Origin of the sequence: Paenibacillus cellulosilyticus, from assembly GCF_003182255.1 — a bacterium.
In the GTDB taxonomy this organism is placed as follows: Bacteria; Bacillota; Bacilli; order Paenibacillales; family Paenibacillaceae; genus Paenibacillus_T; species Paenibacillus_T cellulosilyticus.
The window spans coordinates 23440-42964 of record NZ_QGTQ01000006.1 but is presented as its reverse complement, the minus strand read 5'-3'; the positions used below and the strand labels follow the sequence as shown (position 1 = coordinate 42964).

15 protein-coding genes are annotated in these 19525 nt (G+C 49.7%); 13 read left to right on the top strand and 2 right to left on the bottom strand.

Features of this window, described 5'->3' with window-relative positions:
• Positions 1-67 precede the first annotated feature (67 nt).
• The 5 genes from DFQ01_RS10610 to DFQ01_RS10590 all read left to right on the top strand — a co-directional run bounded on the left by DFQ01_RS10610 (position 68) and on the right by DFQ01_RS10590 (position 10276).
• The gene (locus tag DFQ01_RS10610; protein ID WP_110043879.1) at positions 68-5845 is read left to right on the top strand and encodes an S-layer homology domain-containing protein; all 5778 of its coding nucleotides are present in this window, start codon (positions 68-70) and stop codon (positions 5843-5845) included.
• A 99-nt stretch (positions 5846-5944) separates the two neighbouring features.
• Positions 5945-7012, top strand: coding sequence for a DUF4430 domain-containing protein (locus DFQ01_RS10605; protein ID WP_110043878.1), 1068 nt, complete (start codon positions 5945-5947; stop codon positions 7010-7012).
• Positions 7009-7902, top strand: coding sequence for an energy-coupling factor transporter transmembrane component T (locus DFQ01_RS10600; RefSeq protein WP_110043877.1), 894 nt, complete (start codon positions 7009-7011; stop codon positions 7900-7902). The genes DFQ01_RS10605 and DFQ01_RS10600 overlap by 4 nt, the downstream gene beginning before the upstream one ends.
• The gene (locus DFQ01_RS10595; RefSeq protein ID WP_110043876.1) at positions 7875-9563 is read left to right on the top strand and encodes an ABC transporter ATP-binding protein; all 1689 of its coding nucleotides are present in this window, start codon (positions 7875-7877) and stop codon (positions 9561-9563) included. Before DFQ01_RS10600 ends, DFQ01_RS10595 begins: the two co-directional genes overlap by 28 nt.
• Before the next feature lie 11 nt (positions 9564-9574).
• On the top strand, positions 9575-10276 hold the full coding sequence (locus DFQ01_RS10590) for an ECF transporter S component (RefSeq protein ID WP_174812753.1): 702 nt from the start codon (positions 9575-9577) through the stop codon (positions 10274-10276).
• 56 nt (positions 10277-10332) lie between these two features.
• On the opposite strand, the gene DFQ01_RS10585 is transcribed toward DFQ01_RS10590, so the two are convergent.
• Positions 10333-12840, bottom strand: a complete 2508-nt coding sequence (locus DFQ01_RS10585) for a choice-of-anchor A family protein (RefSeq protein WP_174812686.1) — start codon at positions 12838-12840, stop codon at positions 10333-10335.
• Between the two features lie 130 nt (positions 12841-12970).
• Here DFQ01_RS10585 and DFQ01_RS10580 point away from each other — a divergent pair, with 130 nt between their 5' ends.
• The 8 genes from DFQ01_RS10580 to DFQ01_RS10545 all read left to right on the top strand — a co-directional run bounded on the left by DFQ01_RS10580 (position 12971) and on the right by DFQ01_RS10545 (position 18538).
• Positions 12971-14272 (top strand): glycosyltransferase family protein, encoded by a 1302-nt coding sequence (locus DFQ01_RS10580; protein WP_110043873.1) that lies wholly within the window; start codon positions 12971-12973, stop codon positions 14270-14272.
• Between the two features lie 176 nt (positions 14273-14448).
• Positions 14449-14835, top strand: a complete 387-nt coding sequence (locus tag DFQ01_RS10575; protein ID WP_110043872.1) for a VOC family protein — start codon at positions 14449-14451, stop codon at positions 14833-14835.
• 71 nt (positions 14836-14906) lie between these two features.
• Positions 14907-15167 carry a hypothetical protein gene (locus tag DFQ01_RS10570; protein WP_110043871.1) on the top strand — a complete coding sequence of 87 codons (261 nt, stop codon included), beginning with the start codon at positions 14907-14909 and terminating at the stop codon, positions 15165-15167.
• 137 nt (positions 15168-15304) lie between these two features.
• Positions 15305-16432, top strand: a complete 1128-nt coding sequence (locus DFQ01_RS10565; RefSeq protein ID WP_110043870.1) for a phosphotransferase — start codon at positions 15305-15307, stop codon at positions 16430-16432.
• 234 nt (positions 16433-16666) lie between these two features.
• Positions 16667-16867, top strand: coding sequence for a DUF6199 family natural product biosynthesis protein (locus tag DFQ01_RS10560; RefSeq protein WP_110043869.1), 201 nt, complete (start codon positions 16667-16669; stop codon positions 16865-16867).
• A gap of 16 nt (positions 16868-16883) precedes the next feature.
• Positions 16884-17384 (top strand): hypothetical protein, encoded by a 501-nt coding sequence (locus DFQ01_RS10555; protein ID WP_110043868.1) that lies wholly within the window; start codon positions 16884-16886, stop codon positions 17382-17384.
• Entirely contained in the window at positions 17381-17965 is a 585-nt protein-coding gene (locus tag DFQ01_RS10550) for a hypothetical protein (RefSeq protein ID WP_110043867.1), read from the top strand. Before DFQ01_RS10555 ends, DFQ01_RS10550 begins: the two co-directional genes overlap by 4 nt.
• 126 nt (positions 17966-18091) lie before the next feature.
• Positions 18092-18538, top strand: coding sequence for a hypothetical protein (locus DFQ01_RS10545; RefSeq protein WP_110043866.1), 447 nt, complete (start codon positions 18092-18094; stop codon positions 18536-18538).
• 98 nt (positions 18539-18636) lie between these two features.
• On the opposite strand, the gene DFQ01_RS10540 is transcribed toward DFQ01_RS10545, so the two are convergent.
• The gene (locus DFQ01_RS10540; RefSeq protein ID WP_110043865.1) at positions 18637-19365 is read right to left on the bottom strand and encodes a GH12 family glycosyl hydrolase domain-containing protein; all 729 of its coding nucleotides are present in this window, start codon (positions 19363-19365) and stop codon (positions 18637-18639) included.
• Between the last annotated feature and the right edge of the window lie 160 nt (positions 19366-19525).

Sequence of the window (19525 nt, the reverse complement as noted above, 5' to 3'; positions counted from 1 at the left end):
GGCTTTTTTGCGTTTTTTGAAGTGAGGTAAGTGTGTCATTCTATTTTGTACTGGGGAGAGTTATCCAATGAAATCATCATTAAGTCAAAGGCGAGGTTCTGTGAGAGCTGCTTTGAAGCTGCTATTGACCTTCGCCGTCTTCCTTACAAGCTTCTTGCAAGCTTTCCAAGTCTATGCTGAGGACGTATCTGATTCCACAACGAATGCAGTTGTCGAGACTACGCAGGATACGACAAACAGTGACTTGGAGCTGGAGGACAGCGTAGAGTCGTTGAGCGATCCAGATCCGAACGGCGGTGCCGAAAGCGAAGAGACAACAGCGCCGGAGACCACGGTAGATCCATTGCTCGCTGAAGTACAGACCTCCATTGAGGGTGCTGCACAAAGCATTCTCACGGTTACGAAGATCGGTGACTGGCAAGCAGTTGGTCTATCCAAGGCTGAGAAGCAGATTCCTAGCAATTATGTGGCAGGGTTGTACAAAACACTTGTAGCGAACAAAGGAACCTTCACGCTGGTGACGGATTACGAACGTACGGTAATCGGTCTAACGGCCGCACATCAAGATGCTACGAAGTTCGCTGGTTACAATTTAATAGAAAAAATCTACAATAGCGAGCGAATGACGAACCAAGGTCTGAACGGTCCGCTGTACGCACTTATTGCGCTGGATAGCGGCAGATATACGGTTCCGGACGACGCAGCTTGGACGCGTGATAGGATCGTTGCGCAAATTATCTCCTTGCAGAAGGATGATGGCGGCTTCGCCCTTGGCAGCGGCAAGAGCGATCCGGACATGACGGCGATGACACTGATTGCACTTGCACCATACAAGGAGCAGGACGCAGCTCAGGTGGCAATCGGCAAGGCAGTCGACTGGCTCGCGACCAATCAGCAAGCGAACGGCGGTTACTTGTCATACGGAGCAGATGCAAGTGAAAGCGTGTCGCAAGCGATAATCGGCCTATCATCACAAGGCATTGATCCAACAGATGATCGTTTTACGAAAAATGGCGTCAACCTCGTTCAGAAGCTGCTCAGCTTCAGGAAAGATAACGGAACGTTCTCTCACACGCCTGGAGCTGCATCGAACAGTATAGCGACAGAGCAGGCATTGCAAGCTCTAATTGCCTACAACTCGTTCAAGACGGGTGGCAACCGCCTATATGATTTCGGCACATCGCAAGACTATGGCTGGCCGGCGCAGTGGATTCTCGGTTCTAGCTGGGATGACACAGAATGGCAGGCTGTAGCCATTGCACGTGCAGGTCTGGAGGTGCCGGACAGCTACTTAGCAACGCTGCCATCACTGGCATTCGTCAAGGAATATCCGGAGTATGCGCTTGTTACGGACTATGAGCGAATCGCTATCGCATTGTCCGCGCTTCGTCAGGACGCAACCGACTTCGACGGCGTAAACATCATTGCGAATATTTATAGCAGCGATGTGATGGAAGCGCAGGGCACGAATGGTCTGGCGTTCGCGCTTATCGCTCTTGATAGCGGCGAATATACGACACCTAGCGATGCGAAGTGGGATCGTACGAAGCTGCTGCAGGCGATCTTGGATCGCCAGAAAGAGGATGGCGGCTTTGCACTCGGTACAGGTGCGAGCGATCCAGATATAACAGCGATGACGTTGACAGCACTTGCGCCATATATGGACCAGGCTGATGTCACGACCGCAGGCGAGCGCGCCGTTCAATGGCTGTCTGACAGCCAGCAAACGAATGGCGGCTACTTGTCCTATGGTGTTGATTCCAGCGAGAGTGTTGCACAAGCGATTATCGCGCTCTCATCCAACGGCATTGATCCGACGGGTGCGACATTCACGAAGAACGGCATTACACTGCTGGATAAACTATTCAGCTTCTATCAAGTAGATGGTGGTTTCTCTCATGCTGCCGACTCGCAAGCAGCGTCCGACAGCATGGCAACTGTACAAGCACAGCAGGCGCTTACCGCGTATGAGATGTATGTACATGGAGAAGGACGCCTCTATGCGATGGGCAAGCCGCTTCAAGCGGCCTCGATCCAAGTAGAAGGACCACAAGGTCCGATTGCAGAAGGTACGGCAACAGGCACGAATGTATTGGAAGCTCTGCAAAGTCTGCTTGCTGATCAGCAAATTCCAATCACGGTCACGGATTCTGCATATGGCAAATATGTATCGGCTATTAACAATATCGCAGCAGGCTCCTATGGCGGCTACGATGGCTGGATGTTCGATGTTTATCGCGATGGACAGTGGAGCTTCCCAGCAGTTGGCATGGATGCCTTCGAGCTGCAGAAATCGGATAAAGTAGTCGTTTATTATTCCGGCTCGGATACGCAGCTGGTCGATTCGATTCAAGTAACACCTAAATCGCCGAAGCCAGGCGAGGCGTTTACTGTTGCGGTGAGCAAGACGGCATCGGTATGGAACGGTACGAGCAGCGAAGTTGTGACAACAGCAGCGGCTGACGTGCAAGTGAAGATTGGCGATATTTCCATCACAACGAATGACGAAGGAATAGCCGTATTCAGCAGCGGCATTGCACAAGCCGGCATTTACGCAATCGAAGTGACGGGCTATGTGACGGATCAAACGCCAAGCCTTGTTCGAGCTGTGACGTCGTTCGTCATAGCAGATCCAACGGCTATGAACCCTGGTGAAGATATAGCTGTTTCTATCCAGGTTGAAGGACCGCAAGGTTCAATTGCAGAAGGCACATCAACGGGCAGTAACGCGTTGCAGGCACTTCAGAAACTTCTGACGGAGAAGCAAATCCCGCTCACCGTCACAGATTCCTCCTATGGCAAGTATGTGTCTGCCATTAATAACATCGCAGCAGGAACCTATGGCGGCTACGATGGTTGGATGTTCAACGTTTATCGTGATGGCGAATGGACCTTCCCGGCTGTTGGCATGGCGGATTATGAAGTGAATGATTCAGACAAGCTTCTTGTTTATTATGCCGGATCCAATACGCAGATGGTTGATTCCATTCAAGTGACACCATCTGCACCGAAGGCAGGGGAGTCCTTCACTGTTGCAGTGAAGCAAATCACCTCCGTATGGAACGGAACGTCGAGTGATAATGTTTCTTCCGTTGCGGCAGGCGTACAAGTCAAGATTGGCAGCGCGACTGCAACGACGAATGCGAACGGAATTGCAACGTTCAGCAGTGGCATTGCGCAAGCAGGCACTTACTCCATTGAAGTGACCGGTTATATGCAAGATGATGCACCGACTGTTGTACGCTCAACGAAGTCGCTTGTAGTTGGCGCCGCATCGAACTCGGGTAACGGGGGATCGACAACAAGCTATGTGACTCTCTCGGTCACTGGCGACAGTGAGAAGGGTACGATTCTTGCTGCGAAGCGGGTAGAGCTTCAATCCGGTGATACGGCATATACGGTGCTGGCACGTGAGCTGTCAGGCAAAGTCCGTTCGACCGGATCGGGTGCAACGCTGTATGTGCAAGGTATTGACGGACTGAGCGAGTTCGACCGTGGACCAGATAGCGGTTGGATGTATTCGGTTAATGGTGTCTTCCCGAACTATAGTGCGGGCAGCTATACGCTTAAAGCGAATGATGTAGTCGCTTGGCGTTATACCAAGGATCTGGGCTGCGACCTCGGTGCTTCGGTGCCAGATGGTGGCTGCGACTCAAGCTCAGGCTCAGGTAGTGGATCAGGCACAGGTGCTGGTTCAAGCACTGGTACAGGAAGCACGGAGCAATCAAGCAATGCTACGGTTATCGACGTTCCGAAGGATATTCAGAAGGATTACGAGCTGAAGCCGACTAAGGAACAAGCTTCTCAGCAGATCACACTGAATATTCCGGATGTTCAGCATAAGGTTGTACTGAATACGGAAGATGCAACGGATGGACTTCCTCAACTGACGACGAACAAAGGCAATGTGTCGCTTTCGATTGAGCAAGGAACGAAGCTTCTCTCGGGTAAGTCAACGATGGAGCTGTTCACCGACATCGATACTACTAACCCGGATCTGCTTGCGCTGATCAGTGGTCAAGACACTACGGTAGAAAGTATCGTGCACGCGTTCCTCATGGGTGCAGCGGACTCTTCATACAAGTTCGATCAAACGCTGACGCTTACGATCAAAGGCGCGAAGGGGCAATTGGCTGGTTTTATTCAAAATCAATCGTTCACGCCAATCCAGCTGTTCGCTTCGGATGAGGCAGGCAAGAAAGCAACAGCAGGCCAAGCGCTTATTACTTACGCCTACCTGGTTGGCGACGATCTAATTATTAAGACGAATCACTTCACTTCGTTCGTAACGTATACGACGAACACAGCATCAACAGGCGTAGATCTGAACGCGCTGTACACAGACGCGAAGCAAATCTCGTCGTGGGCTGAGCAATCCATCAAGGATGCAACGGAGCAAGGCTTCGTACAAGGCAGCAACGGTAAGTTGAATCCGAAAGGATCGGTCACAAGAGCAGAGTTCACGAAACTGATGGCCGCTGTACTGAGCCTGGATGTGAAGCAGACAACGACGTCCTCCTTCAAGGATGTTCAATCGACAGCATGGTACAGCCCATATGTTGAAGCGGCTTACAAAGCAGGCTTCATTACAGGCTACAACGGTGAATTCAAACCGAATGATACCGTTACTCGGGAACAAATGGCCGTTATGATCGTTCGTGCGCTTGGCATCGATGAAGAAGCATACGCTTCAGCTGTATCTAGCATTAATGATATTAATAAAGTTTCATCCTGGGCCCAATCCGCTGTTAAAGCGAGCCTAGCATTGAAACTGATGAATGGAGTAGGCAGCAGCTTCGACCCTGCAGCTACCGTAACGCGCGAAATGGCATTTGTCGTAGCGATGCGTTCGTATGACTATAATTCGAACAACGGTACGGAGCAAGAGGTACCGGCTGTAGATAAGCACCAACAAGCCGTTGAGACGCAAATCGCATTAACGGCCCAGTATTTGCTTAAGACGGTTGCGAGCCCAACCGTATCGACATTGGGCGGCGAATGGACGGTGCTTGGATTGGCACGCTCGGGCGAGACAGTGCCCGCGTCCTTTTACAACACGTACTACGCTAACCTAGAGAAAACACTGACGGAGAAGGAAGGCAACCTCCACAGTGTGAAATATACGGAGTATGACCGCGTCATTCTGGCGCTGTCTGCTCTGGGCCGCAACGTGGACGACGTAGCAGGTTACAACCTGCTTGAGAAGCTGGCGGACTTCGATACGCTGATCAAACAGGGCATTAACGGACCCATCTTTGCACTCATCGCGCTGGATAGCAACCAGTACGAGATCCCTGTCGTGGCAGGTGTATCTGCACAGACGACGCGAGAAGATCTGATCAACTTCATCCTGAAGCGTCAAATCAATGGCGGAGGCTGGGCGCTTGGCGAGAGTGCTGCGGCTGCTGACGTTGACGTTACGGGTATGGCCATTCAAGCTTTGGCGCCTTACTACACGAAGAACAAAGATGTGAAGGCGGCGGTTGATGCTGCGCTGACATGGCTGTCTGCAGAGCAGCAAGCAGATGGCGGCTTCGAGAGCAACAACGCGAACAATGCGGAGAGCGTCTCGCAGGTGATCGTTGCATTGACGAGTCTAGGAATCAACCCCCATACAGATGCACGTTTTGTGAAAAATGGTCATTCGGCCATCGATGCTCTTCTGAGCTTTGCAACTACGGATGGCGGCTTCTATCACGTTAAGGCTGGCGGCAATGATAACGGCGGCGCAGAGCCAGGCGTTGCAGATCCGATGGCTGCAGATCAAGGGATGTACGCGCTCGTTGCTTATGATCGTTTGCTCAGTGGAAAGACAGCTCTGTATGACATGACAGATGTGAAGTAAGACTGCGCGGCAAGGCGTATTTGAATAAGCATTAAAGATGGAAGGAGGCAAGGGCATATCTTATGCCCTTGCCTCGTTATTTGGGGGTGTACAACACATATGAAACGGTCTGCGACAAAATGGCTTTCTTTCGTCGTCATTATTGTAGTATTAGCTGTCGCTTACTTCTATGGTGGGAACGGATCGCAATCAAGCAGCAATAAGACGACAGGAACGACCACAGGCCAAACGATTACCGATACAACAGCAGCGATATCACCAGAAGTGTCTGACGATAGTGTCTTATCAGATGACACGGAGCAGGAGACAGCTCAATCGGACAACTTGAGCTCATCAGGTGTGGCGGATTCATCATCTGAAGGTGTCACTGCACAAGATGGTTCAGAAGAGAAGACAGATACGAGCCCAGATGCAGCTGTAGAGAAGGGTACAGACAAGGCTGCTGCAACGCAAGAAACGAAAGGTGAAACCGTTCAACAGACCGCCGGAACGAAGACGCCGGCGACGAGCAAACCACAGAGCGCCAGCGCTCAAGGAACAAGTACGGCTGCGAATAGTTCCGATAAGGATAAGTCGAGCACGTCCAGTCAGGCTGCGACAACAGACAAGGGAACGGACAGTCAAGCAAGTAACAGCAGTACAGAGAATAAGGATACAGACAAGGACAAGTATCAAACGGAGCCTGTGCCAGCAGGCAAGCCAGAACCAGTCGAGCCGCAGAACGCGGACGTAGACAAGAAGAAATCGTATACCGTAACGTTATCCGTCATGTGCAAGACGATTCTCGATCATTTGGATCAATTCAATAAAGATAAGCTTGAGGTTCTGCCTGATGACGGGGTGATATTCCCCGCGACGCAGGTAACGTTCTACGAAGGGGAGAGCGTGTTCGACGTGCTGCATCGCGAGATGAAGAAGCATAAGATTCATATGGAATTCGAGATGACGCCTCTCTATAACAGCAACTATATTGAGGGCATTAACAATATTTATGAGTTCGACTGCGGCGAGCTTAGCGGATGGATGTACCGAGTGAATGAATGGTTCCCGAACTATGGCGCAAGCCGTTATCAGTTGAAAGATGGCGACGTTATTGAGTGGCTGTATACGTGTGATCTTGGCCGCGACATCGGCGGCGGTCAGTCGAGCGCGGGGGGAGACGAATGAGACGGGATTCATTCGCTGCCTATCATCCGATCGTTAACTTCGGTTATTTCGTCGTTGTCTTAGCTTTCAGTATGATCTTCATGCATCCGGTATTCCAAGGGATCGCACTGATCAGCGCTGTTACGTATTCCATTGTACTGAACGGAATCAAGGCAATACGGTTCAATGTGCTCTATATGCTGCCGATGCTCATTATCCTGGCAGCTGCTAACCCTCTGTTCAATCATGCTGGCGTAACGATTCTGTTCTACATGAAGGACGGCAACCCAGTGACTCTGGAATCTATCCTATACGGAATCGCATCATCATGCATGCTCATAACGGTGATGGTCTGGTTCTCCTGCTACAACAAAGTGATGACATCGGACAAATTCATCTACTTGTTCGGACGCATCATTCCTGCGTTGTCGCTCATTTTCTCCATGGTGCTTCGATTCGTGCCGCGATTCAAGCAGCAGATTCGAGTTATCTCTGTCGCGCAGCGCAGTATCGGCAGAGATGTGACGCAGGGCAATGTCGTTCATCGAGCACGCCATGGTATACGTATCCTGTCCATTATGACAACATGGGCGATGGAAAATGCGATCGAGACCGCAGACTCAATGAAGGCAAGGGGGTACGGCCTGCCAGGTCGCACGAGCTTCTCGCTTTATCGGCTGGATCGAAGAGACCAAACGATGCTCATAACGCTGGCGATACTTATCGCTGCGGTTCTCATTGGAGCCTCGGCCGGAGAAAATACGATTCGTTACTTCCCTTCCATCCATATGAAGGATCAGTCCTGGTTAAGCGCAGTAGTATATACGGCTTACGGCCTCCTATGTATGCTGCCCGCTATTATATCGCTCGTGGAGGAACTCAAATGGAAATTTATCATATCAAAGACTTAAGCTTTGCTTTTCCCGAGCAGGAGAAGAAGGCACTCGACACCTTGAATTTGTCGATCAATAGCGGGGAATTCGTTACAGTTGTTGGCCGGTCTGGCTGTGGAAAAAGTACGCTGCTGCGGCATCTCAAGTCGGTGCTTACGCCACACGGTGAACGGAGTGGAGCGATTCTCTATAAGGGACAACCGCTTAACGCTGCCGATCTTCGAACCCAGGCCGCCGATATCGGCTTCGTCCTCCAAAATCCCGACAATCAGATCGTGACCGATAAAGTGTGGCATGAGCTTGCATTCGGGCTAGAGAGTCTTGGACTTGATCAACAAACGATGAGGCTGCGAGTTGCGGAGATGGCCAGCTTCTTCGGCATTCAGACCTGGTTCCATCGCAACGTAGCCGAGCTCTCTGGCGGTCAGAAGCAGCTGCTCAACCTTGCATCCATAATGGCCATGCATCCGTCTGTATTGATCTTGGATGAGCCCACATCCCAATTGGATCCGATTGCAGCGATGGAATTCCTTGATACGGTGCAGCGGATCAATCGGGAGCTCGGCACGACCGTCATCATGTGCGAGCACCGGCTGGAGGAAGTGCTGCCGATCTCCGACCGACTGATCGTTATGGACAGAGGCGCCATCATCGCCGATCATACTCCGCGTGCAGCCGGCGAAGCTTTGCGCGCAGCTGGACATCCTATGTTTGCTTCAATGCCAGCACCCATGCGAATACACGCAGCTGTGACAAGGCAAGGAACAATGGACAGCCAGCGTCCTCTAACGATAAAGGAAGGCAGACAGTGGTTGCAGGATAACATGCTGCAGGAAGCAGCCGAACCTATGGAGCAGATCGTCTCTACCGGCAAGACTGCAAATCCTAACCCAGTCGTCGTTCAATTCAAAGACGTATGGTGCAAGTACGAGAAGCATGGGGCTGACATCATCAAGGACTTGTCGTTTGAAGTTAGGAGAGGACAATTCTACTGCATCGTCGGTGGGAATGGTACGGGGAAGTCCACGACTTTATCGCTTCTTAGCGGCATTCTAAAACCTAATCGCGGCAAGGTGCTTGTAGAAGGGCAGCAGCCAAGCGCTATGAAGGTACGCGACTTATTCCATAATCGTCTAGGCGTACTGCCGCAAAACCCACAGTCCTTATTCGTCAAGAAGACGGTGGAGCTCGACCTGTACGAGGTGCTGTCGGATGTGAAGCTGTCTTCAGAGGAGAAGAAGGCGAAGGTCGATCAAGTCGTAGCGTTCGCTGAGCTGGAGTCCCTATTAGCGATGCATCCGTATGATCTTAGCGGAGGGGAACAGCAGCGAGCGGCGCTAGCCAAAGTCCTTTTGTTGAACCCGACGATTCTTCTGCTGGATGAGCCTACTAAGGGACTGGATGCGTTCTTCAAGGAGAAGCTCGGAGCGTTTCTACATAAGCTGCGTTCGGATGGCGTTACGATCATTATGGTTTCTCATGACATTGAGTTTTGTGCGAAATATGGGGAGGTATGCTCGATGTTCTTCGATGGCAGCATGATTGCCAGCAATGAGACGAATACGTTCTTCGCAGGTAACCATTTCTATACGACAGCTGCTAATCGAATGGCACGACATTTATGGCGCGATGCCGTAACGACGGAGAGTGTGATTACAAGATGTCTCAACAGCCGATGAACAGGGGATGGATGAACCGTCGCACTTTGCTTGCTTCATTGCTCATCCTTGTCGTCATTCCGGCGACCATCGTAATGGGAATCGTCGTCATGGATGACCGGAAATATTACTTTATCAGCCTGCTCATCATCCTGTACACGCTCATTCCGTTCGCGATGGTGTTCGAGAGTCGCAAACCGCAGGCGAGAGAGTTAATCGTGATCGCTGTATTAGCCGCCATTGCGGTGGCTGGACGTTCTGCCTTCTTCATGCTGCCGCAGTTTAAGCCCGTTCTAGCTATCGTCATCATTACAGGTGTAAGTCTCGGAGCAGAGGCTGGATTTTTGGTCGGTGCGGTTACAGGATTCGTCTCCAATTTCTTCTTCGGACAAGGGCCATGGACCCCTTGGCAAATGTTCAGCTTCGGTATTGTTGGTTTCTTAGCAGGAATCTTGTTTAGAATAAAATGGCTGCGGCGCTCCAAGCTGTCGTTGTGCATCTTCGGGGGATTGTCCGCTATCGTCATCTACGGCGGTATTATGAATTTCAGCTCTCTATCGTTGTTCGGTTCCAATTCTTACACGAAGGAATCGATTATCGCTATTTACATTTCGGGCTTCTGGTTCGATTTGGTCCATGCGATCGCAACCGTATGCTTCTTATTCATTCTTGCAAGGCCAATGCTGGAGAAGCTGGATCGAATCAAGCGGAAATACGGACTTATCGAGCGTTAGAACATACGAAGGACGATCGTGATTGCTCGCGATCGTCCTTTTGGCATAATAGGCCGTTATTCTTCCTCTTCTTCAATAACTGTCACCTGATTCAGATTAGACCGCAGGCCGCCTCGGAAACAGGAAATGTTGGTTCGAAATTCGAAGAACAGGATCGCTTGGTTATCAATGATTTCGCCAGTAGGGGCGAACATGACCCGAACCGTGAATGAAAGCGTTACGGTAGCGCCAGGTGCAATGGTGCCAAGACTAATGCCAATCTGCGGGTCGCCTTGAGGAACGCCATTGATGACAAGGCTTCCTGAGACGTATTCCAACGCCGGATTCAGACTGTCATAGAAGATCGAATTAATTGCAGCAATGTCCGGAGACAGGTTCGTTATCGTAAATTGATAGTCATAGGTGCCGTTTACCTTCACGGTTCGGATAGAAGAAACCTTAAGAAATCTAGCATTGTTGGATACGGCCAGCTGCTGCACTGGATTCGTGATCGGCTTCGACTGGAATGTCGCAGAGGTGATCGTGTTATTGGCAGTTAGGAAATCAGCAGCAACGCTGAAGCTGTTCGTTAATGAAGTTCCGCCATTAACCAGCAAGTCGAAGCGAACGATTACGCCTTGATTGACGGGGATAGGACCGAGGCTAATGCCATTGTTCGGATCATCCGTCAATCGCAGCTCATCACCAACCCTTACTGTACCTTCGATGAACATGGCATTATTCGCGACCTTATTCAAGAATCGTGTCCGGACAGCAGGCAAATTACCATTATTAACGATGAAGAAGCTGTACGTGATACGCTGACCGATGAAGAGGTTGAAATCCAAGAACGGCTGGAAGACGATTAGGTTTGGTGCTGAAACATTAGGAGCACGAGACGCCGTAATTCGAGTCCGAAGTTCAATCGGCTGAAGCGTTCCTGTAATCAGTGGTATGGTTAGGCCGAGAAATGGCGGTATGGTCACCCCGGGCACAGTAACAGGATGTGCTAGTAGAACTTTGCCGCTGGCGCTGACCAGAGGCGTTAATGAGATAAGTTCGCCGGGAAGCGGGGTGAAGCCTGGCCTTACAACGGGAAGAACGGGTAGGAACTGACCGGGTATTGACGGTACGTTAGGCAGCCCTGTTAAAGCAAGGACACCTGGTGAACAAGTAGCTGGCGTCGTACCCGGAGCTACCGTTACAACGCTGCCATTGTTGAGGATGATCCCTCCAGGCGGGAATCCGGCAACGAATACTTGAAACTCAATCGTCACGGTCTGTCCCGGTGCAATCGTACCGATAATGACCTGTTCCGTAATATCCACGCCGCTGAATTTTCCGCCATTGATTTTCAGACTGGATGGAATGAATTTAATCTGCTCCGGAAACTCCTCCGACAATATCGCTTCACCAGGTGCTGTGCCGATATTGGTGGCTTGAATCGTATACGTAATCGTGTCCCCGATATTAACCGATGTAACATTTGCGGTTTTGCTTGCAATGATGTTAGGACCTACAATGATCGGCGCTGTCGTAGAGGAGGTACTGGAACTGGTCGTTGAACTTGTACTGCTCGTAGCAGATGTCGTAGAGGAAGTACTAGTAGTAGAAATGGTGGCAGAGCTTGTGGTCGATGAAGAGGTTGTCGATGTGGTGCTTTCGGTAGTCGTGGTGGATGTCGTTGATGTTGGAACTGGCGTTGTCGTAGTTGACGTCGTGCTGCTTGTAGTCGTTGTTGTTGTACTTGTAGTTGTCTCGCTGCCTGGCAAGCAGCCGGCAAAAGGAACGTGGTGCTCTTCCAATGTTCCGCCAGCGTTGGACAAGGAGTTAGCGACAATGGTTCCGTTAATATTGCCGAAGCCGATCGCTTCCCAGTCCGCATAAGGGGCAAGCACAGAACCTGTGATGGACAGATTCTGATTAAAGGCGGTTGTCGCCTGGAAGAAGTTCCATAAGATCAGCGTGGCATCCAGCCGTGTTGAGGTTATCCCGTTACGAAAAATCGTATAGCTGCCAAACCCAACATTCTCGCCGCCGACTGTAATGATGATCGTAGAGCCTAATGGGGCGATAATATTGATGCCGTTAGCCGTATCCAGGCGTAATCCTTCTCCGTCGACATTAAGGCCGTTAAACATGAATACATTAAGCTCGGGATCCGTCCCGGTTAACACAATTTGTCCGAAGTTATTTTCTACAGTGCCGTTGACCGGAATGGCCGACAAGTTGAGCGATAAAGCGGTAAGTTCGCGTTGAGCCGCGTCGAAATCAATGGGAGAACCGACGAGTGGTTGATTTGGCACGCCATTGTTGTTGGTCATGGTATAGTTGGTTACGGTTCCGTTCGGATAAATGATCGTGTTTCCTGCAAAATTGGCGCCGGATGTAATATCGATCTCACCTTGTACAACTAGATCATCTCGCGTCTGAGAAACGGAGAGTGAACTGCCCACTCCATAATTGGTATAGGTAGCCTTACCTCCAACGGCTACTCGTCCCTCAGAGTCAACGGATGATTGTGTATGGTCAGTAAATACAAACACGTTAAAATCATTGGCAATTCCCAGGTCAATACATGCCATACTGCAAGCCTCCTCTCTAACGTACGCCATTCACCATATTTGAAAGGTATTCAAAATATGCATATAGATGTCTTATTCCGCATATTTACCTCTGTTATGCATGACCAATAGTCGAAGAGGGGATGCAAGGATGAAGATTGCGATTCTAACGATGTTTAATGGGCTCTCCAAAACCTATTCCCTTGTCAGCGTCGTGGAAGAGCATCTGCATATGCTGCTGGAAGCGGGGCTTCACGTGAAACTTCTCGTCAGCCAAGACTGCCCCGATTCAGAACGCCAAGGAATCTTTCTGGATGAACGTATCGAGTGGGTGCGAATTACAAACCGGCTGCGAGGCGAACTCATTCATTGGCGGGATTATGCCCAGTCAGTCGGACGAGTACATGAGTCCTTCTACGAAGAGGCTGCCGTCATTGCGGACAGCATGGAAGAGGTTTTGCGTGATGCAGATGTCTGCATCATGCACGACATTATGTACCAAGGCTGGCATCTGGTCCACAATGTCGCAGTCAGGCAAGTGCAGGAGAGGCTGCCGAAGGTCCGTTTCCTAGCCATGACTCACTCGTTGCCGGCTCCGCGCCCGATTCGCGCGAACTGGCCGTTATCGGCAAGATTCAACGCAATGCCGAATACGGACTACCTTTATCCAACAGCGTCTGGACTTCCTGCGCTAGCTCGGCAGTACGGGGTTGAATTGAATCGCTGTCATGCCGTGTACAATAGCTGGAATCCTTATGCCGAATCCAGCGAAGCGCTGCGTCGGCTGGGAGCAAGAATCGATCTGCTGTCCCCTGATATTCTGGTGATTTATCCCGGCAGACTAACTCCTGGGAAGCAATTCGAGAAGGCAGCTGCACTGGTTGGCGCCATTGCATTTGAATCGGGACTTTCCGCCAAGATCGTATTTTGTGATTTTCCTTCACTTGATATTAGCAGTCAGGCGTATAAGCTTCAGATATGCGAAGTAGGTATTCGGTTCGGTCTCAAGAGGGAGCATATCGTGTTCACGTCGGACGAAGGTTGGACTGATGGTTTTCCGCATCAAGCGGTGATGGAGCTGTTCGGGTTAAGCAATCTGTTTATTTGCTCCTCTTATTCGGAATCATTCGGGCTTATCGTGCTGGAGGCAGCGTCTCGCGGCAACTTCATTGTACTCAACGAAGCCGTTCCTGCACTGAAGGAGCTTGGTGAACGACTGGATGCTTATTTCATGCGGTGGAATGCCCGTAACTTCGGCTATGAGACGAAGGAGCAATATCAGCCCTCGGAAGAAGCATACATCCGAGAGCATGCGGCGATCATTGTTAGAAGAATGGGAGAAGAGAAGGTACTGCGAGCCAAGACGCTGGTGCGGCAGCAGTATCATCCGAAGTGGATATGGGAGCATCAGCTGAAGCCGTTATTAATGGACGTAACCACACGTGAGCGCTAGACCTCTCGAACCTGAGCGATCAGGTTTTTTTTGTTATGCCAATGATTTGAAGAGGACGACGAAGAGTAGATGCGATGATTTGCGGAAACAACACCCCATGTTCTATTTACAATCGAACGTATATTCGCTATTCTAGTAATGGGTATTGTTACCATTCGATGAGGAGCGATCTTATTATGGAACAGGTCAAAGCTAGAATCGAGAATTCACTTACGGTATTGCTAGTATCTGATTTGGCACGTTCTCAGGCCTATTATGCCGAAGCGCTTGGATGCGATGTGAACGAATTTTGGGCGATTCGTGATGATTTTGGACTTGGCTTCAAGCTGATTCAAGCGGAAGCGATGGAAGACGTTCGTCCTAATCGAAACCAATGCAATACGTATGCCTATGTACGAACCCATGATGAGCTCGAGCTGTTGTTCGAGGAATTACAGTCGAGTGGAGCTGTTATTGCGGCGGAACCTTTCGTTACCGAGTTCGATTGGGGTACTTGGAAAGAGTTCTCGGTGAAAGACCCTGATGGCTACGTGATTGGCTTCGGTTCAGGAAACAAGAAATGAGCAGTGGATTGTAGTTCGCCTAGTCGTCGCGCATCTCACCCGTGAATACAATAGGGGTGGAGGTGGTCTCGATGACGCAATCAAAACCAACGACAAGTGAAGTTGTAATGATGTATCAACTGCAACGGTTAGAGCAAAGGCAGGAGACCGATCAAGCGCTTCTGAACTTATTAGACCGTCTGACACCAAGCGAGATTATCGATCAATTCAAGCTTAAGAGGCAGGAACGCATGGAGAAGCGTGTTGTAGAGATGGTAGAGCTTCGCAAGCGCCTTGAGCATCTGCTTGATAGAGATACTGGACAGCTTGGACAGCTTGAACATCATGAATGAGTGGATCGACTTACTGACACGAAGGCAATGAAGGTATGCTTTTATGTACAGATCAATGATATGAATATGGAACTAGCAAGCAGGTGAGCGCTATGGGAGGCGCTCATCTTCTTGTTATCGAAAGGTGGACAAGCTGTATGCATGCCTCAGGCATAGAGAATTGCATCGATCAGCAGAAGCTTCAAGCCATATCCAATGCTGTCTTACATAAGAATGATGGGCAATTAATCGAATGGAGTTATCATTCAATTGGAACGGGTGAACGGAATTTTGTTACTGGCGGGGTATTTCGAGTAACAGGAATAACGAAGCTCCGTGATGCAGAGCGTAGATCTTGGTCCGTTATTCTCAAGGTTGTGAAACAAGACCCAACGTGTGATTCTACATCTCATTATAATTATTGGCGACGTGAGGTAGAAGCTTATCAGTCGGGACTGCTACAGCAGCTGCCCGCGAACTTCGTCACGCCCAAATGTTTCTCAATCGACCATCTTGATGATGGCTCCATATGGCTGTGGCTCGAGGATGTTGGGCATGAGCTCCAGCAGTGGGATAAAGACGCCTATCGACTCGCATGTAAGAGATTAGGCCAATTCCAGGCAGCTTATCTTGTAGGCGAGACGCTTCCGAGCAATGAGTGGATTAATTCTCGGTGGATGCGTTCATGGATACAGGAGTGTATGTCCTATCGTTCTGAGCTTGACGAGGGGGCGATTGAACAGCTGTTATCGGATGAACGATTATCCGCTATTATGTTGAGCTTGAACCAGTTGGAGGATGCTGTAGGAGACTGGATTTCTGCATTAGAACGGCTGCCGCGCGTGTTCGCTCATCAGGATTATTACGAGCAGAACATTCTGCTGCGCAAGGATCAGCAACCAGATGATCCTGTGATGCTGATTGATTGGCAGTTCGCCAGCATTTCGGGTATAGGCGAAGATCTCGGTCGATTTTTAGGATTAGCTGTTAGCCGAGGACATGTACCGATTGAGCATTTCGCACAATATCGCGAGCTATTCTTCGCTTCCTACATGGAAGGCCTGAGGGAGTCCGGGTGGACTGGGGAGTCAGAGCTGTCTCGGTTTGGTTTTATCGCTTCTTTCGCTATGCGAGCGGTATGGGAAGCGCCTAAGTTATTGCGATGGTTTCAGAATAAGCCTGGCTCATCAGATAACGATAAGTTGTTGCTTATCGTACAGTATCAGATGGAGGCGGCGATGGAAGCTGCAGAGCTTTACAGTCAACTAACATTCAAGCATAGCTAATTCACTTAAACAGGCTGCCACATGGCAGTCTTTTTTATCGTTACCCACTGCGCTGCATCGCATCAATCTGTGTGTAATTGGAGCGAATCGTGCCGAATATAGCCTAAGCATGACGGAACGACTTTACAACTGAACAACCTTATAAATTCCTATATATCCAATATGTAACTTTTGTGAGTTGTTTGCGTCTAATCTATAGGATCTTTAACGATGTGAAGGATGAGGGGGACAAATATGTTCGGTTTCGTTGGTTTCCTGTTCGTCATCATTGGGATACTGAATATCGCGTTTCCTAAGGTTGGCTGGTACATGCAATATGGATGGCAGTTCAAAAACGCTGAGCCGAGCGACGCAGCGCTTGTTATGGCGAGAATCGGCGGCGTTATCGCAATTATTATTGGGCTCTTCTTGATATTTGGCGGATTCCCAATTTAGGCGGTGGTTATTGAATATGCGTGCAATGAACCTTGTTTTTACCTTGTTAAGAAGATTCATTCTTGCAGCACTCGTCATTATCTTGATTGTGCATTACATCTCGAAGGTAACGAATGACTGGGATCGAGGGAATGGAGATACGATAGCATCTCTTCAGGCGGATGGAGAGGTTGTTGCGATCTCAATAGATAAGAGCTTTCCGATCGACAACGACACGTTCACCGCGAACGCCGTATATGTGACGCCAAAGCAGATTATGGTGACCTATGAGTTTCATTCAAAGCAGACGAAGGGCGTATGGACATTCCCGGCCATGAGCTTGAAGCTTATTACGCCAGACGGACAGGAGCTATTGAGCCATAGCGCCGGCTCGAACGGTACGACATGGGGGTCTATTGGTTATATCTCATTCGACGTGCCGGATAAGCCGGTTGGCAGCGCCAAACTTGTCTATGATATCTACGGTCGATATGGTGAACTCGAGATCCCGTTAGTGAAGGCGGGTGATGGGACGTGAATAAGAGATGGTTAATCATAACGGTCGAATGGGTAGCGGTATTTCTTCTGCTATTCCTCATCTACCGGGAGAACATCTTTACACCGGGCAGTCGGACACCTGAACAGGCACATCGCCTGTCGGAGAGCGGCTTTCATTATGGGCCATCGACCATCGTTCGTAAGGTGACAGTACCATTCGATAAGAACCAGGTCATCTTTCTTGGTACGTATAAGGAATGGTTCTCTGCGGATTCCGTGCAGAAACGACGCGGTGGTTGGGTAGCGGGCGGCGGCGTTGCTGGGATTAAGATTGAACGCGATAAGGGGCTCTCCTATAGCTGGGAGGGAAGCTCGATGTCCAATGTTGATCAGCGCACGTTCTACAAATTTTACGGTTACGTATCGGATGAACGAATCCTAACGGTCGAATTGCTCATGACGGATAAGGAGACTGGGCAGCCGGCTCCAATGCGAGAGAGTATTACGGCTGATCATATGTTCCTGTTCTTATGGGAAGCGGAATATGGCAGCAGCGAATGGCAGTCCCTTCGTGGCTTGGATAAGGACGGCAATGTGATCTATGAGCAGAAGTTTGGATGATAAGTAAGCACACAGAAGGAAGAATGAAGGGCGGTCGATGTATTCGATCGTCTTTTTTTGTATAGGAGGCTCGTTGCAAGAATAAGGATCGATTGTCACGGTGATGGTAAGTGGGAGGTGATTCCAATGAAACGAATGGCAATCAAGCTGCTGCAAACGATGATCTTACTCACTATGGTAATGTCGTCTGTCACAGCGAACGCAAATCCACCGCGTGAGGAGCCGTACAAGAAGGTATATGCCACGTCGGAACAAATTTTATTCGATATGCTGCGACCGTCCATATCACAATATGTAAACGAGCATTATGGGACAGCCGTTCTCTGGTTTGAACCACATATCGTTGATGCGAAGCTCGAGATGAGACATGAAGTTTCATCTTATGTCGTATCCATGTTTGTTAAAGTCGATGACCCAGCAGACCGAACATTGGAGCTTGCAACGGACAAGTTGACGATGAGCATTGATTCCAATCTGTATCGCTCCAGTGACTATACGGCCAAATCCGAAATTCACTTGTTAGAATATCGCAGAATCGTTCCGTCTAAAGAGCAGAGCGTGGGATCTGAATGACATAAAAAAGAGCGCACAAGGTGTCGATCACCGAATGCGCTCTCTTTGAGATAAGGGACTAAATCCAATCCAGCGCTGAAAGCGCTGCCGAAACCGTTTTAGCTATTGGTAACCGAATAACTATTCACGATGAAATCAGAGCCGGCTGAGGAAGAAGTGATCTCGAAGCCGAATTGTACACTGTTCACGACAACGTCGCTGACCCAACCTTTGTTTTTAATCCAGTTCATAATAGCCAGTACGTCAACCGTGCCGGAGTTCGTGTTGCTCGTACGTACGAAGGAGTAGACGGCATTCGAGCCGTTGCTGCCTTGATAGACGTTCCAAGTATGACCGCCAACGCTTACATTCGAATACACCGCAACGGGGCTGCCGGAGGAGGACCAGTTATAGGAGATCGGATTGACTGCGCCTACTTTGTTCATCCAAAGCATGATTTCGTAAGCATTGTTCGTACCTGCCCAGATATCATACGTGGATTCGTAAGCACCACTCGATGGAACCGTTACGTTGAAGCTGCTGCTAAGTGTCGAGAGAGCGCTGATCTTCTTATTGATCGTCTTCGTAACGTTCGGATACGATTTGATGCCGCCTGTGTCCGGATGCTGCGCCCATACACCCCAGTTGCTGTATGAATTCGCCCAGATGCTTTGATAACCTGCACCGCTGCCCCAAATGTTGTTATAAATCGTGTAACCACCATTCGTCCAAGTTGCCCATTGATCAGAGGAGCTCCAAGTTGCTGCATACGCAACCGAGAAGGAAGAAAATACGAGTACGAGTGATGTCAGGAGTGACATCAGTGCTAAACGGCCCTTTTTTCTCATGCGAATAAAACCTCCTAAAAAGTGGGTTGTGATAACTTCTTGAATCAACATCATGTGAATAAAAAACTTATTTCGCTTCATCTTGTCGATTCTGGCAAGTATCAACGCTGCAACAGGAGTGGTGGACGACCGCTTTCCGACATGGACAACGTGCTACGAC